14 protein-coding genes and 1 pseudogene are annotated in these 15,265 nt (G+C 58.7%); 8 read left to right on the plus strand and 7 right to left on the minus strand.

What is annotated here, in order from left to right; genetic code table 11:
* Positions 1 to 407 precede the first annotated feature (407 nt).
* From pntA to CWM58_RS02370, 3 genes are all read left to right on the plus strand, one after another.
* A complete protein-coding gene (pntA, locus tag CWM58_RS02360) occupies positions 408 to 1,937 on the plus strand; it encodes a Re/Si-specific NAD(P)(+) transhydrogenase subunit alpha (RefSeq protein WP_023340072.1) in 1,530 nt (509 codons plus the stop codon).
* A gap of 10 nt (positions 1,938 to 1,947) precedes the next feature.
* Complete coding sequence (gene pntB / locus CWM58_RS02365; protein ID WP_100680126.1) at positions 1,948 to 3,336, plus strand: Re/Si-specific NAD(P)(+) transhydrogenase subunit beta; 1,389 nt, start codon at positions 1,948 to 1,950, stop codon at positions 3,334 to 3,336.
* A gap of 148 nt (positions 3,337 to 3,484) precedes the next feature.
* A complete protein-coding gene (locus CWM58_RS02370; protein ID WP_061156371.1) occupies positions 3,485 to 3,673 on the plus strand; it encodes a YdiH family protein in 189 nt (62 codons plus the stop codon).
* 116 nt (positions 3,674 to 3,789) lie between these two features.
* On the opposite strand, the gene uspE is transcribed toward CWM58_RS02370, so the two are convergent.
* The 3 genes from uspE to ogt all read right to left on the minus strand — a co-directional run bounded on the left by uspE (position 3,790) and on the right by ogt (position 6,341).
* Positions 3,790 to 4,740 (minus strand): universal stress protein UspE, encoded by a 951-nt coding sequence (gene uspE / locus CWM58_RS02375; protein ID WP_061154735.1) that lies wholly within the window; start codon positions 4,738 to 4,740, stop codon positions 3,790 to 3,792.
* Between the two features lie 138 nt (positions 4,741 to 4,878).
* Positions 4,879 to 5,631, minus strand: a complete 753-nt coding sequence (fnr, locus tag CWM58_RS02380; protein WP_002903394.1) for a fumarate/nitrate reduction transcriptional regulator Fnr — start codon at positions 5,629 to 5,631, stop codon at positions 4,879 to 4,881.
* A 194-nt stretch (positions 5,632 to 5,825) separates the two neighbouring features.
* A complete protein-coding gene (ogt, locus tag CWM58_RS02385) occupies positions 5,826 to 6,341 on the minus strand; it encodes a methylated-DNA--[protein]-cysteine S-methyltransferase (protein ID WP_023297535.1) in 516 nt (171 codons plus the stop codon).
* Between the two features lie 257 nt (positions 6,342 to 6,598).
* Between ogt and CWM58_RS02390 the strand changes: the two genes are divergently transcribed.
* Positions 6,599 to 6,757, plus strand: coding sequence for a hypothetical protein (locus tag CWM58_RS02390; protein WP_061154734.1), 159 nt, complete (start codon positions 6,599 to 6,601; stop codon positions 6,755 to 6,757).
* 32 nt (positions 6,758 to 6,789) lie between these two features.
* Here CWM58_RS02390 and abgT read toward each other — a convergent pair whose 3' ends face one another.
* The 3 genes and pseudogenes from abgT to CWM58_RS02405 form a co-directional block, all read right to left on the minus strand.
* Positions 6,790 to 8,316, minus strand: coding sequence for a p-aminobenzoyl-glutamate transporter (gene abgT / locus CWM58_RS02395; RefSeq protein ID WP_100680127.1), 1,527 nt, complete (start codon positions 8,314 to 8,316; stop codon positions 6,790 to 6,792).
* Between the two features lie 123 nt (positions 8,317 to 8,439).
* Entirely contained in the window at positions 8,440 to 9,885 is a 1,446-nt protein-coding gene (locus CWM58_RS02400; RefSeq protein WP_100680128.1) for a M20 family metallopeptidase, read from the minus strand.
* Positions 9,885 to 11,195: pseudogene (locus CWM58_RS02405) on the minus strand (M20 family metallo-hydrolase). The gene CWM58_RS02400 and the pseudogene CWM58_RS02405 overlap by 1 nt, the downstream one beginning before the upstream one ends.
* A 166-nt stretch (positions 11,196 to 11,361) precedes the next feature.
* Between CWM58_RS02405 and CWM58_RS02410 the strand changes: the two are divergent.
* Complete coding sequence (locus CWM58_RS02410) at positions 11,362 to 12,270, plus strand: LysR family transcriptional regulator (RefSeq protein WP_100680129.1); 909 nt, start codon at positions 11,362 to 11,364, stop codon at positions 12,268 to 12,270.
* 101 nt (positions 12,271 to 12,371) lie between these two features.
* A complete protein-coding gene (smrA, locus tag CWM58_RS02415) occupies positions 12,372 to 12,935 on the plus strand; it encodes a DNA endonuclease SmrA (protein ID WP_061154729.1) in 564 nt (187 codons plus the stop codon).
* On the opposite strand, the gene CWM58_RS02420 is transcribed toward smrA, so the two are convergent.
* Positions 12,932 to 13,738 (minus strand): IclR family transcriptional regulator C-terminal domain-containing protein, encoded by an 807-nt coding sequence (locus tag CWM58_RS02420; protein ID WP_061154728.1) that lies wholly within the window; start codon positions 13,736 to 13,738, stop codon positions 12,932 to 12,934. The two genes, smrA and CWM58_RS02420, sit on opposite strands and share 4 nt — an antisense overlap.
* 169 nt (positions 13,739 to 13,907) lie before the next feature.
* Here CWM58_RS02420 and CWM58_RS02425 point away from each other — a divergent pair, with 169 nt between their 5' ends.
* Together CWM58_RS02425 and CWM58_RS02430 are read left to right on the plus strand one after the other, a co-directional pair.
* On the plus strand, positions 13,908 to 14,594 hold the full coding sequence (locus CWM58_RS02425; protein ID WP_100680130.1) for a 3-oxoacid CoA-transferase subunit A: 687 nt from the start codon (positions 13,908 to 13,910) through the stop codon (positions 14,592 to 14,594).
* A 10-nt stretch (positions 14,595 to 14,604) separates the two neighbouring features.
* Positions 14,605 to 15,261: a 3-oxoacid CoA-transferase subunit B gene (locus CWM58_RS02430; RefSeq protein WP_061154726.1), complete on the plus strand. Its 657-nt coding sequence runs from the start codon at positions 14,605 to 14,607 to the stop codon at positions 15,259 to 15,261.
* Positions 15,262 to 15,265: the final 4 nt, after the last annotated feature.

Consider the following 15,265-nt stretch of genomic DNA (forward strand, 5'->3'; position numbering starts at 1 on the left):
GAATCGTATACTACGGAAAGATAACATTTTTCGATATGTTGAAAAAACAGCCGCTTGAGCAGCAAAAACGATAATCGATACCACTTTTATTAGTTAACGTAATGTTAATACAATGATCTCAATGGCGATAAATGGCGTTTTATACCACTGGATAAGCGGATTATCAGGCCTGAGTGAGAAATTCAGGTAAATATTGCTGCCCGGAACCATCTGTGCTGACAATAAGCAATAAAATCAAAATTTCTGTTTTATCGCTGTAGATCACAATCGCTATTTTCAGTAGGTTATAAAAAGTTTGTTACTGTTTCATTTTGCAGACAGCGGAAGATGGCGAGGAAGATTTCGCCGTCTTGTCGTTGTTGGTCAGAAAAGTAAACCATCATCAAAAACCGATGGAAGGGAAAACTATGCGTATTGGTGTACCACAAGAGAGGCTAGCCCAGGAGACCCGGGCCGCCGCCACGCCGAAGACCGTTGAGCAATTGCTTAAACTCGGCTTTAGCGTCGCGGTAGAAAGCGGTGCCGGGAAACTGGCCAGCTTTGACGATGCAGCCTTTACCCAGGCAGGGGCTGAGATCGTCACGGGCAACGAGGTGTGGCAGTCTGACGTCATCCTCAAGGTTAATGCCCCAAATGACGATGAAATTGCGCTGCTGAATCCGGGAACTACGCTGATAAGTTTTATCTGGCCTGCGCAAAACCCGCAGCTGATGGAAAAACTGGCGGCCCGTAATATCAACGTGATGGCGATGGATTCGGTGCCGCGTATTTCTCGCGCCCAGTCGCTGGATGCGCTCAGCTCAATGGCGAATATCGCCGGCTATCGCGCAATCGTTGAGGCGGCTCATGAATTCGGCCGTTTCTTTACCGGGCAGATTACGGCGGCAGGCAAAGTTCCGCCCGCGAAGGTGATGGTCATCGGCGCCGGGGTGGCCGGTCTGGCCGCGATTGGCGCCGCTAACAGCCTGGGCGCTATCGTTCGCGCCTTTGATACCCGTCCGGAGGTGAAGGAGCAGGTGCAGAGTATGGGCGCCGAGTTCCTCGAGCTGGACTTTAAAGAGGAAGCGGGCAGCGGCGACGGCTATGCCAAGGTGATGTCTGAGGCCTTTATTAAGGCCGAAATGGCGCTCTTCGCCGCCCAGGCGAAAGATGTCGATATCATCGTCACCACGGCGTTAATTCCGGGTAAACCGGCGCCGAAGCTGATCACCCGCGAAATGGTTGATTCCATGAAGTCGGGCAGCGTGGTGGTCGACCTCGCCTCGCAAAACGGCGGCAACTGTGAGTACACCGTACCTGGCGAAGTGGTAACCACCGCCAACGGCGTGAAAATTATCGGTTACACCGACCTGCCGGGCCGTCTGCCGACCCAGTCCTCCCAGCTCTACGGCACCAACCTGGTTAACCTGCTGAAGCTGCTGTGCAAAGAGAAAGATGGCAACATTGTTATCGATTTCGATGACGTGGTGGTGCGCGGCGTGACCGTGGTGCGTGAAGGCGAAATCACCTGGCCGGCGCCGCCGATTCAGGTCTCCGCTCAGCCGCAGGCTGCGGCGAAAAAAGTAGAAGCGCCGAAAGAAGCGGCAAAACCGGTATCCCCATGGCGTAAATATGCCCTGATAGCGCTGGCGATTATCCTCTTCGGCTGGCTGGCCAACGTCGCGCCAAAAGAGTTCCTTGGCCATTTCACCGTCTTCGCGCTGGCCTGCGTAGTGGGTTACTACGTGGTATGGAACGTCTCCCATGCGCTGCATACGCCGCTGATGTCGGTGACGAACGCGATTTCGGGCATTATCGTTGTTGGTGCGTTGTTGCAGATAGGCCACGGGGGCTGGGTCAGCTTCCTGAGCTTTATCGCGGTACTGATCGCCAGCATTAATATTTTCGGTGGTTTTACCGTGACTCAGCGCATGCTGAAAATGTTTCGCAAAGGATAAGGGGTAGCACATGTCTGGTGGATTAGTTACAGCTGCATACATTGTTGCCGCAATCCTGTTTATTTTCAGCCTGGCGGGTCTGTCGAAACACGAAACGTCGCAGCAGGGCAACTATTTCGGTATCGCCGGGATGGCCATCGCCCTGATCGCCACGATTCTGGGGCCGGACGCCGGCAACGTCGGTTGGATCATCCTCGCGATGGTGATCGGCGGAGCGATCGGTATTCGTCTGGCGAAGAAGGTCGAGATGACCGAGATGCCGGAGCTGGTGGCTATCCTGCACAGCTTCGTGGGCCTGGCGGCGGTGCTGGTGGGTTTTAACAGCTACCTGCAGCATGAAACCGGGATGGAGCAGATTTTGGTCAATATCCATTTGACCGAAGTGTTCCTCGGCATCTTCATCGGTGCAGTCACCTTCACCGGTTCGGTGGTGGCGTTCGGTAAACTGCGCGGCAAAATTTCCTCGAAGCCGCTGATGCTGCCCAATCGCCATAAGCTGAACCTGGCGGCGCTGGTGGTCTCCTTCGTACTGATGGTGATTTTTGTTCGCGCCGACAGCACCGGCACCCAGGTCCTGTGCCTGCTGGTGATGACCGCGATCGCGCTGGCCTTCGGCTGGCACCTGGTGGCTTCTATCGGCGGCGCGGACATGCCGGTGGTGGTTTCCATGCTGAACTCCTACTCGGGTTGGGCGGCAGCGGCAGCGGGCTTTATGCTGAGCAATGACCTGCTGATCGTCACCGGCGCGCTGGTGGGTTCTTCCGGTGCCATCCTCTCTTACATTATGTGTAAGGCGATGAACCGCTCCTTTATCAGCGTGATTGCCGGCGGCTTCGGCACCGATGGGTCTTCCAGCGGCGGCGATGAAGAAGTGGGCGAGCATCACGAGATTAGCGCGGAAGAGACGGCGGAGATGCTGAAAAACTCGCAGTCGGTGATCATCACCCCCGGCTACGGTATGGCGGTGGCTCAGGCGCAGTATCCGGTGGCAGAAATTACCGAGAAGCTGCGGGCGCGGGGTATCAAAGTACGCTTTGGTATTCACCCGGTGGCCGGGCGTCTGCCGGGGCATATGAACGTGCTGCTGGCGGAAGCCAAAGTGCCTTACGACATCGTGCTGGAGATGGATGAGATCAACGACGATTTCAGCGATACCGACACCGTGCTGGTGATTGGCGCCAACGACACTGTCAACCCGGCGGCGCAGGACGATCCGAAGAGTCCTATCGCGGGTATGCCAGTGCTGGAAGTCTGGAAAGCGCAGAACGTGGTGGTCTTTAAGCGTTCGATGAACACTGGCTACGCCGGCGTACAGAACCCGCTGTTCTTCAAAGAGAACACCCATATGCTGTTTGGGGATGCGAAAGCCAGCGTCGATGCGATCCTGAAAGCGCTGTAATGTAGCACGTTTGTTTTACAACGTTTGTTTATAAGCCGTCTCCTGTGAGACGGCTTTTTTATATACGGGGCGGCACCTGGAATTGTTCATAAAATAAGCGGCAAGAGGTGATATAATGTCCCGGTTATTACATCAGACAGAGGATATTATGGATACCGAGTTAACCCCAACGCAGATGGCCATCGAATTCTTACGCCGCGACACTACCGCCATGACCCCAGCGCAGTATCTGAAAAAGCTGAAACTGCTGGAGCTGGAGTTTGCTGACCTGATGGCGCTCTCATCGCTGGAGCTGAAAGAAGAGATCGATCTGGCCTGGCGTCTGGGTATCCACTAAGCCATTCTCGCTGGACAGTGACAGGGGCCGCCAGCGGCCCTTTTTTTGTGCCTGACTGGCAGCAAGCAAAAAAATCCCCCGCGGGGCGGGGGAAGATGAGCGGTACGAGAAGAGGGTTAATCGTCGTCGTCGTCGTCCAGTTCCACCGGCGTCTGGTAGGCCTCCGGTTTGAGTACCAGCAGGTCGCAGCGCAGATGATCGACCACCTGTTCCGCCGTATTGCCGAGGAACGCTGCTGACAGGCCGGTACGTCCGACCGTTCCCAGCACCACGATCCCCGCCTGCAGATGCTCGGCGAGATCCGGGATCACCTCCTCAGGCAGGCCTTTTTCCACATGGGTGAATTTCTCATCGATGCCAAACTTCTGCCGCAGCGCTTTCATCGCCAGCAGGTGCTGACCGCGAATGGCGTCGTTGTAGACGCTGGGATCAAAATCCGGTAGCTCAATCGCGATATTGATGGGGGTCACCGGATAGGCGCCGATGAGATGTACTTCGGTATGGTTGACTTCTTTCGCCAGCGACAGTGTCTCCCGAACCAGCTTTTCGTTCAGGGTATTGTGATAATTCTCTTCGCTGGCAAGGTTGACCGCGACCAGCGCTTTGCCACCTTCCGGCCACGGTTGGTCTTTCACCATCCACACCGGGCACGGGCACTTACGCAGCAGATGCCAGTCGGTCGGGGTGAAGATCACCGCCTCCAGTTTGTCGTGCTGGTGGGCCATCTTCAACAGCAAATCGTGTTTCTCGCTAATGACTTCCTGAATAATGGCTTCGAAGGGGCGGTTGTGCCACACCACTTTCACGTCAATCGGCACACCCGATTCAATATAGAATTTCGCCTGCTCGCGGATCCAGGCCGTACGTTGGGCAATGACGCCCTGGCGCATCGCCGTGCGTTCGTCCGGTGACAGCAGGGTGGTCATTTCATAAGAAAAATCATAGATCGGCAAAAAGGCTTTGATGCGTCCACCAATCCGTTGGTGCAGGTACACCGCGCGCCTAAGTGCCGGCTGGTCGTCCTGGTTAGGATCGATTACTACCAGCATGCTCTGATACTTCGCCATACAGGGTCTCCTTACAACTGCAGCTACCGTCAGTTACTAAAAAGATAACCTATATGGATGAATTGAAACAGGGGAGGAGCCTGGTCAGATCAACAAATCTTAAAAAATTGCCGATCGTGACCAGGTGGTGCGCAGAGATTAAGCGACGTTGCGAGCCTGACCGGCCAGCTGGGCCAGCAGATCGCTGTTTTCAATGGTGATGTATTTGCCTTTCACCGCCAGCATGCCGCTTTTCTGGAAACGCCCGAGCAGACGGCTGATGGTTTCGACAGTGAGGCCGAGATAGTTGCCGATGTCGCCGCGGGTCATGGTCAGGCGGAACTCACGCGGTGAGAAGCCGCGCTGGGCGAAACGACGAGAGAGGTTATAGATAAACGCAGCCAGGCGCTCTTCGGCATTCTTTTTGGAAAGCAGCAGGATCATATCCTGGTCGCCTTTAATCTCACCGCTCATCAGGCGCATCATCTGCTGACGCAGATTCGGCATTTTTCCGGAAAGATCGTCAAGGGTTTCGAAGGGGATTTCGCAGACCATCGAGGTTTCCAGCGCCTGCGCAAAGCTCGGGTGCAGACCGGTGCCGATGGCGTCGAAGCCCACCAGATCGCCCGCCAGATGGAAGCCGGTGATCTGCTCATCACCCTGCTCGGTGATGGTGTAGCTTTTGATGGTCCCGGAGCGAATAGCGTACAACGACTTCAGCTCATCACCGGCTTTGAACAAGGTTTGACCTTTCTGGATAGGCTTTTTCCGCTCGATAATATTATCCAGCTGATCAAGCTCATGCTCGTTCAGAGTAAAGGGGATGCAGAGCTGGCTGATACTGCAATCCTGACAATGGATAGCACAACCGCCAGACTGAATGCGTCGAATAATTCGCTTCTCAGGGATCATATGTCTGCTCAGGCCTTAATTGATATTGGTCAATTTTAACATCTTTTTGATCAGCAGGTAAGTCTTCAGACCCGGAAACACGTAATATCAGCAGGGTAAATCAAAACGGGTATATATCTATTTGATTAACAATAGATTATTTCGCTATGTTTGATTGTAAAATTACCTGAAGATTCCAGAAAAGGCATTTTCAGTCAAAGTAAAAGATACCCTTCATGGCGCAATAACCACTCTTTTCGCTGCACGCCGCCGGCATAGCCGGTCAGGGTGCCATTACGCCCGATGACCCGATGGCAGGGCACCACGATACTCACCGGATTGGCGCCATTGGCGGCCCCCACGGCGCGAGCGGCTCCGGGGCGTCCGAGCGCCTCGGCTAGCTGGCCATAGTGCATCACCTGGCCACAGGGGATATCGCGTAACGCCTGCCAGACCTGACGCTGGAAAGGGGTGCCAGCGGTGGCGGTAGGCAGCGTATCGATAATTGCCAGATCGCCGGCGAAATAGTCGTTCAGCTTACTACTGAGACCGCCTGGATTGCGGCAGTCGACGCGCTGATAACCTTCCCGGCGATAGTGTACGTCGAGCAGGGTTTCCATCCGATCGCGGTGCTCGTCCCACTCGACGGCGCGCAAATTAAACTGTTCGTCGCAAAGTACCCACAGCGGCCCCAGCGGGGTATCCATTTTATCCTGCAGCAAGGTCAACATCGTTTCTGTCATCCACCATCGTACATGAGGGGCACACGATACCACGCGCTGACGACAGTCAACTATACTCCCAAAAGATAAAGCCGCATCACGGGCTGGCGCTCTGCGTAAGCCACAATGATTTATTTTTGGATCGATCCCGGCGGGTTATCGGGCATGGTTTTTGCTACTTTTTAACTGACGATGCCGGTGCTTCACGCGCCCGGTAGGGTGCCGACGCCTCAGCGCGGCGCTGTTAATCACTCAGAGGTGGAGCTATGCAATTTATACTGACTGGCGTACTGGTATTGATCATCAGCGGCTTAGCGATCCACGGCCTGACCCTGGTGTTTGAAAGGGTGTACAAAGCGCTTTTCTACAAATTCGCCAGTGCGGATCATGTTGCCAGCAAAGTGAAAACGAAGGGGGCGCGTTAACGTTATGCGGCCGTCCCTGGCCTGCAAGCGGGTTAAGGAAGACGCGGATAGATGCCCGGGCCGATCGGCAGTCCCACCAGATACCAGCCCACCAGCAACAGCAGCCAGACGGCGAGAAAAATCAGCGGGTAAGGGAGCACCAGCGAGTAGTAGGTGCCGAGGCGGGCATCCGGCCGGTAGCGCTGTAGGAAGCCGAGAAACAGCGGCACAAACGGCGACACCGGCGCCAGCGGCAGCACCGATGAATCGGCGATGCGAAACAGGATCTGCGCAAAGGCCGGGTGAAAGCCAAGCAGCATAAACATCGGCACGAAGATCGGCGCCAGAATCGACCAGATGGCCGAGCCGCTGGCGATAAACATACACAGAAAAGCCGACAGCAGCGCGAGCCCGACAAACGCCGGGACGCCGTTCATCCCTGCGCTCTCCAGCAGGTCCGTCAGACCGACGGCCATAAACTTGCCCATGTTGCTCCAGTTGAACATCGCCACGAACTGCGCCAGCGGGAAGACCATCACGATAAACCCGGCCATCTCTTTCATCGGCTCAATCATCAGCTGCGGCAGGTCGGCCTGGCGGCGAATTTTGCCGGTGGCGATGCCGTATGCCAGCGACACGACAAAGAAGAAAAAGATAATCAGCGGCACGATGCCTTTGATAAACGGCGAGGGCATGACCGTATGTTGAACCGGGTCGCGAAGTATACCGTTCTCGGGGACTACCATCAGGGCGATGACCGCCACGAATACCAGCGTTGCCACGCCGGCGATGCGCAGGCCGAAACGCTCCTCGGGCGTCAGCGTCTGCAGCTTTTCATCACGACTGCCTTGCCACTGGCCCAGCCGCGGTTCAACCAGCTTATCGGTGATCAGTCCGCCGACGAGCGTCAGAACGATCACCGAGATCGCCATAAAGTACCAGTTGTCGATCACGCTGACGTGCAAAGTGGCATCGATGGATTTTGCCGCCTCGGTGCTGATCCCCGAGAGCAGTACGTCGGTGGTGACGATCAGTAAATTGGCGGTAAAGCCGCAGCCCACACCGGCAATCGCCGCCAACAGGCCAGCGACAGGATGCCGACCGACGGCGAGGAACATCAGCGCGCCCAGCGGCGGCATAATTACCAGCGCCGCGTCGGAAGAGATATGGCTGAAGAAGGCGATAAACAGCACCATATAGCTGGCATATCGGGCGCTGACGTGAGAAGCCATCTTCACGATCAGCGCGGGTAACAGACCCACCCGCTCGGCGAAGCCGGCGCCCAGCACCAGGGCGAGGATCGCCCCCAGCGGCGCGAACCCGCTGAAGTTTTTAATGACGTTGGGCAAAAACCAGTGCAACCCTTCCACGCTGAGCAGATTTTTGACCACCACCCGTGAACCATCCGTAGGGTTCTGCACCCCGACGTTGAAGGCGGAGAGTATCGCCGTGGCCGCGATCAGCGCCACGATAAGATAGATAAACAGCAAAAACGGGTGCGGGACTTTGTTACCGATCTTCTCTACCCAGCCATAGCGCTTTCCGCCGGGGGAAGACGACGGTATGGATGACATACTCATGGGCGTTCCTCTGTTGTCGTTGTTGTGTTGGGCAGGCCTGCTCCCGTACTGCCGGCGGTTATTATGGTCGGTGCGTGCCGCGATGCCGGTCAGCGTTGGCCAGGAGTAGCCTGTCTTAAGTGGTTATCGTAAAACGGACGGACTCACCTCCGCCGGGATCGGGCAGCGATAGGGGCGTTCGGCCAGTACCTGCCTGAGTTCTTGCTGGCTGGCCGCCAGCAGGGCGCTGTCGCTGAATAAACGGATGGCAGTCGCCGCGAGCACTTTCCCCGCCAGCAACATCCCTTTATGGGCGATGGTGGTTCTGCCCTGGCTCACCAGTTGCCAGCTGTGCAGCGGGGTTCCCACCGCGAAGCACGGGCTGAAGCACTGGGCCACCGGCGCTTTCCAGCTGACATCGCCGACGTCAGTGGAGCCGGCAAGGACGTTATCCGTGGCCGCCCAGGGCGCCACCTCATCAATCAGCAGTGTGTCGCGGTGGCGACGAGCGAACGTTTTCCCTTCCTCCCCACTGGTGCCGGCAATATTGTTCAGGCTGTTGTTAATATCGTTGGCGCAGAGGGTAGCGCGGATCGCCGCGGCAAAGGCGCGCTCCTCGTCGCTCCAGTCGGGGGTACCGTAATGACAGATCGCCTGATACATCGCCGCCTCAAGCGTGCGGTTGGGCAGATAGCTGGAGCAGGCTTTTTCAAAGCGGCAGCTGACCTGGGTCTCGGTCATCAGCGCGGCCCCCTGAGCAATCTTCTCGATGCGGGCGAAGATCTGCTCCGCGTCGGCCATCTCCGGCGCGCGGATCAGATACAGCACTTCCGCCTGAGCCTGCACTACGTTGGGCGAGACACCGCCGGTATCGGTAATGGCATAATGGACCCGCGCCTTCTCGATAATATGTTCATTGAGGAAGTTGCTGCCGGTGGTCATCAGGGTGACGGCATCCAGCGCGCTCCGGCCCAGGTGCGGCGAATTCGCAGCGTGGGCGGCGGTGCCGGTAAAACGCCATGCCGCCTGAATATTGGCGAGGGTGCGGGTGCTGAACATCCCGGCCCAGGCTTCCGGATGCCAGGTCAGCGCCGCATCGACATCATCAAACAACCCTTCGCGCACCATAAAGGTTTTTCCCGATCCGCCTTCCTCGCCGGGACAACCATAGAAGCGCAGCGTGCCCGCGCCGCCGTGCTGCTGCAGCCAGGCTTTGGCGGCGACCGCCGCGGCGAATGCCGCCGTACCGAGCAGATTGTGCCCGCAGCCGTGGCCGTTGGCTCCCGGTGTCGACGACATCGCCTCCGCGCAATGGGCCTGCTGGCTGAGACCCGCCAGCGCGTCATATTCGCCCAGCAGGGCAATGACCGGTTGGCCTTCGCCGACGCTGGCGATAAAGGCGTTAGGGATCCCACCCGCATCGCGAGTGAGCTGGAAACCTTCCGCTTCCAGGGCGTCCGCCAGACGTTGGGCGGACCAGAACTCCTCAAAGCGGGTCTCCGGGTGATCCCAGATGTCATCGGCGATGGCGCAGTACGCCTCGCGTCGCGTCTCAATCACCTCGTCCACAAACGTAAAAATGGATCCCATCACACCCCCCGCTGCCAGGGAAAGTTAAGCGCGATGCGCGCCAGGGTTTCTACCGCTATCACCATGACGCTCTCGTCGAAGTCAAATTTCTCGTTGTGGTGACCGGCGCTCAGTTCGGTGCCGAAGATCATGTACGAGGCGAGGCCGCCGCGCGCCTGGACCCGGGCCATCATCAGGGTGGCGTCTTCCGAGCCCGCCGGGGCGGCGATGCGATCCACCGCCTGTTGCACGCCGGGCACCCGGGCGGCCTGTTCGCGCAGATAGTCCACCCACGCCGGCGACGGTGCGCTGGCGGTCGCTGCGCCCATCATGCGCAGTTCGTAGCGGGCTTCGTATATCGCCGCCGCCCCGGCGACGACGTGCTGCGCCCGCTCGAACACGTACTGGTTAATGGCTTCGCTTTCGCCGCGGGTTTCCACTTTTAACAGCGCGGAAGAGGGCACCACGTTGCGCCCGGTACCGGCCTGCATCACCCCGACGTTGACCCGCGAGGCGCCGGCGCTGTGCGGCGGGATGGCGTGCAGGCCAAGAGCGGCCTGGGCGGCGGCCAGCAGCGCGTTGCGCCCATCCTCGGGCTTGCCGCCGGCGTGGGCGGCCACGCCGCAAAACTGCACGTCGAATTTAGTGGTGGCCATAAAGTTGTCGCCGCCGCAGACGACGGTACCTGCCGGCACGCCGGTACCGATATGGATCGCCGTGAAGTAGTCCACGTCATCCACCACGCCGGCGGCCACCATCGCCCGGGCGCCGCGGGTGCCCTCTTCAGCGGGCTGGAAAATCAGCTTAATTACCCCGTTGAGCTGCGCGGCATACTGCTTCAGGACATGCGCCAGACCCAGCCCGATGGCGGTATGGCCGTCATGGCCGCAGGCGTGCATCATGCCGGCATTGCAGGAGGCGAAATGGTCGCGATGGGGGCGGTGGCTGTCGTCGTGCTGTTCGTTGAGGTCAAGGGCATCCATATCGACGCGGAAGGCCAGGGTTGGGCCGGGACGTCCGGTGTCGAGCGTGGCGACCACGCCGGCGAAACCGCCTTCAAACGCCGGTAACTAGCGTTCCGGCGCCCCCTGTTCGCGGGCGCGTTCGAAAGCCTGGGCCAGGGCCTCCTCGTCCGGCAGCCCCATCCGGCTATCGGCATCGATGACGTCGCGCCCCAGCGCCAGCTGATAGCCGAGACCGTCGAGGATCTCCGCCACCTTGCTGGCGGTGCGGAATTCCAGCCAGCCGGATTCAGCGTGCAGGTGAAAATCACGACGCCATTCGGTCATGGCCGGCGCCAGCTGGTGGAGGTATTCATCAAGTTGCGGCATAGCTCATCCTGTCATAAGTAAAAAATGTGAGGGTGTTCACGATGTGATAGCTTTTGTTTATCACTTACGTTTTACAGGCCGTATCCCACTTAACCTGCCACAGCCTGATGGATTACAGTAGATGTGATTTTCTTCTGTCTGATAAACAATGGTTATCACCTAAAGCATGGCATTTCAGATTAAATTTCATCATATCCGCGCCTTCGTCGAAGTGGCCCGGGAAGGGAGTATTCGCGGCGCCAGCCGGGCGCTGGCGGTCTCGCAGCCGGCCCTGACCAAAGCGATTAAAGAGCTGGAGGAGGGGCTTTCCGCCCAGCTGTTCGTGCGCCGCAGTCAGGGGGTGGCGCTGACCGAAAACGGCGAAAGCTTTTACCAACATGCGAGCTTGATCCTTGAGGAGCTGCGGGCGGCGCAGGACGAACTGCTGCAGCGCCAGGGCGAGCAGGCCGGGCAAATTAATATTGGCCTCGGCGCCAGCGTCGCCCGGTCGCTGATGCCGTCGGTGATCTGCCGCTTTCATCAGCAGCATCCGCAGGTGAAGGTGCGGATCATGGAGGGCCAGCTGCTGGCGATGATCAATGAGCTGCGCCAGGGAGAGCTGGATTTCACCATCAATACCTATTACCCCGGGCCGTACGACCATGAGTTCAGCTTTGAGAAACTGTTTGAGAAACCGTTCGCGGTGTTTGCCCGCGCGGGACATCCGGCGGCGCAGGCCGCCTCGCTGGGGGAGTTGATGGATCACCACTGGACCATGCCAACGCCGCGCGGCAGCTACTTTAAACAGCTGCAGGACCGGCTTAATCAGGCCGGACTGGTGCCTAAGGTGGATATTGTTTGCGAAACCTTCTCGTCGTGCATTAGCCTGGTGGTGAAAAGTGATTTTCTCAGCATCCTGCCGGTGGAGCTCGGCAACGATCCGCTGATGGCGGACAAGCTGGTGATGATCCCTGTCCGCGACGTCTTGCCGACGGCCGCCTATTTTCTGATCCAGCGGCGCGACACCCGGCAGACGCCATTAACGGCGTCGTTAATCACGCTGTTTCGCCGCCAGAGCCGACAATTGTTTCCTTAATCGCCCGTGGCGCTCACTTTGCCAGCGAACGCGGCTAAACGCGTTGAGGGGGGAGCGCGGGGCGGCTATAGTAGCTGGCGACAGCCGCTGGAGGAGAGCCCATGAACCTTGATGACAAATCCCTGTTTCTTGACGCCATGGAAGATGTCCAGCCTCTGAAACGTAACAATGACGTGCACTGGCATCCCGGGCGCAACAGCCGCGCCCCGCAGCGCGTCGATACCCTGCAACTGGATAATTTTCTCACCACCGGCTATCTCGATATCGTGCCGCTCGCCACGTCGCTGGAATTTAAGCGTGAAGGGCTGCAGAGCGGCGTGCTGGATAAGCTGCGGCGGGGGAAATACAGCCAGCAGGCGAGCCTCTCCCTGCTGCGCCAGCCGGTGGAACAGTGCCGGCAGATGCTCTTCGCCTTTATGGTGCAGGCGCAGAAAGAGGGGTTACGCAATGTGCTGATCGTTCACGGCAAAGGCCGCGACGACCAGTCCCACGCCAATATTATCCGCAGCTATCTGGCGCGCTGGCTGGAAGAGCTGCCGGAGGTGCAGGCCTTCTGCACCGCGCTTCCACATCATGGCGGTAGCGGCGCCTGCTATGTCGCGCTGCGTAAATCGGCCGAGGCGAAGCAGGAGACCTGGGAGCAGCACGCCAAGCGCAGTCGTTAGCGCAGAAGCAACGTCAGCTCGCGAGCGGCTTTTTGCAGCTCCGGCAGCACGCGATCGATCATCTCGCGGGCCGACATCTGGCCCGCATGCACCCCAACGTTCAGCGCCGCCTGGACCTGCCCCTGAGCGTTGAACAGCGGTACCGCGAGGGAGCGCAGGCCCATCTCCAGTTCCTGATCGTTGAGGGCATACCCCTGCTGGTGAATCCGTTTCAGTTCGGTGCGCAGCTTCGCCACCGAATCCACCGTCTGCGGGGTGTAGCGGATCATGGTCACCCGAGCCAGCATATCGTTGAGCTTCTCCTCCGGCTGATGGCTGAGCAGCACCCGGCCCATCGAGGTCGCCCAGGCCGGAAGGCGGCTGCCAATATCCAGGTCGATGGTCATAATCCGCGAGCTGGAGGCGCGGGCGATATACAGAATATCGTCCCCGTCGAGGGTGGCGATGGAGCAGGACTCATTGAGCATTTCGCTCAGATGTCGCAGCACCGGCTGCGCCGAACGCGCCAGTGGCGTCGAGGCCAGCCAGGCGTGGCCCAGCGCCAGGATCCGCGGTCGCAGCTGGAAATTCTTACCGTCTTCGGCATACACGAACCCCAGCTTGCTCAGGGTATACAGGCAGCGGCGCACCGCCGCGCGCGGAATGCCGGTCTTCTGGCTGATCTGCGAGATAGACAGCAGGGGCCGCTGCGGCGTGAACGCCTGAATCACCTCCAGACCCCGCGCCAGGGAGGCCATAAAGTTAGGATCGCCTTTAAACGGATCGCCGTCGCCGGTCAGTAAATCGTCTGGATGCTTGTCCATTTCTGTTCCCCATATTTGCCATCGATCACATTCTTTCGCTAAAGATAACCGATGTTCGATTATCGCACCATATTTCGATTATCGCCCTTGACCGACATCGTTAAGCGGGTCACATTTTGTGCGAACAACGAATAAAAGTGCGATTACCGCACATCACTGGAGCGACCTGATGATTGATAAAAGCGTATCGACGCTGAGCGAGGCCATCGCCGGGATCCACGACGGGGCGACTATTATGATCGGCGGCTTTGGTCCCGCCGGCCAGCCGACCTTTCTGATTGACGCCCTGATTGACCAGGGCGCCCGCGACCTGACCATCATTAATAACAATGCCGGCAACGGGGAAGTAGGTCTCGCGGCGCTGCTCAAGGCCGGGCGAGTACGCAAGATGATTTGTTCCTTCCCGCGCCAGGTGGATTCCCAGATTTTCGATGACCTCTATCGCCGCGGCAAAGTGGAGCTGGAGCTGGTGCCGCAGGGTAACCTCGCGGCGCGGATCCAGGCGGCTGGCGCCGGGCTGGGGGCAGTGTTTACCCCCACCGGCTACGGCACACCGCTGGCGGAAGGCAAGGAGACGCGGGAAATCGACGGTCGTCACTTCGTGCTGGAGTATCCGATCAAAGCCGATTTCGCGCTGATTAAGGCCCATCAGGGCGACCGCTGGGGCAACCTGGTCTATCGCAAGGCGGCGCGCAACTTTGGCCCGATCATGGCGACGGCGGCGAAAACCACCATCGTTGAAGTCTCGCAGCTGGTGCCGCTGGGCGACCTCGACCCGGAAACTATCATCACCCCCGGCATTTTCGTCCAGCGTGTCTTCTCGCTGGAAAACCTGACTGCCGCGCAACGCGCCTGAGGAGCCCGAGATGCAAAAACTGACCCGTGACGAAATGGCCCAGCGCGTGGCCCGCGATATTCCCGAAGGCGCTTACGTCAACCTCGGTATCGGCCTGCCGACCCGCATTGCCAATTACCTGCCCGCCGACAAAGAAGTGTTCCTGCACAGCGAAAACGGCCTGCTGGGGATGGGGCCGAAACCCCAGCCCGGAGAAGAAGATCCCGAGCTGATCAATGCCGGTAAAGAGTATGTCACCCTCCTGCAGGGCGGCTGCTATTTCCACCACGGCGACTCCTTCGCCATGATGCGCGGCGGCCATCTCGATATCTGCGTGCTGGGGGCCTATCAGGTTTCCGCCAGCGGCGACCTCGCCAACTGGAGCACCGGTGCGCCGGATGCGATCCCGGCCGTTGGCGGGGCGATGGATCTGGCCATCGGCGCCCGCCAGGTGTTCGTGATGATGGACCACCTGACCCGTGACGGCGAGTGCAAGCTGGTGGAGCAGTGCAGCTACCCGCTGACCGGCGTCGGCTGCGTCAGCCGGATCTATACCGACCTGGCGGTGATCGACATCACCGACCGCGGCCCGGTGGTACGTGAAATCTTTAACGGTCTCTCTTTTGAAGAGCTGCAGCGTATCACTCCGGTGGCGCTGACCTTTGAACAACTGGCGGAAAGCGCGTAAGGAA

This window comes from Klebsiella sp. H-Nf2 (assembly GCF_002806645.1).
Taxonomy (GTDB): Bacteria; Pseudomonadota; Gammaproteobacteria; order Enterobacterales; family Enterobacteriaceae; genus Klebsiella; species Klebsiella variicola.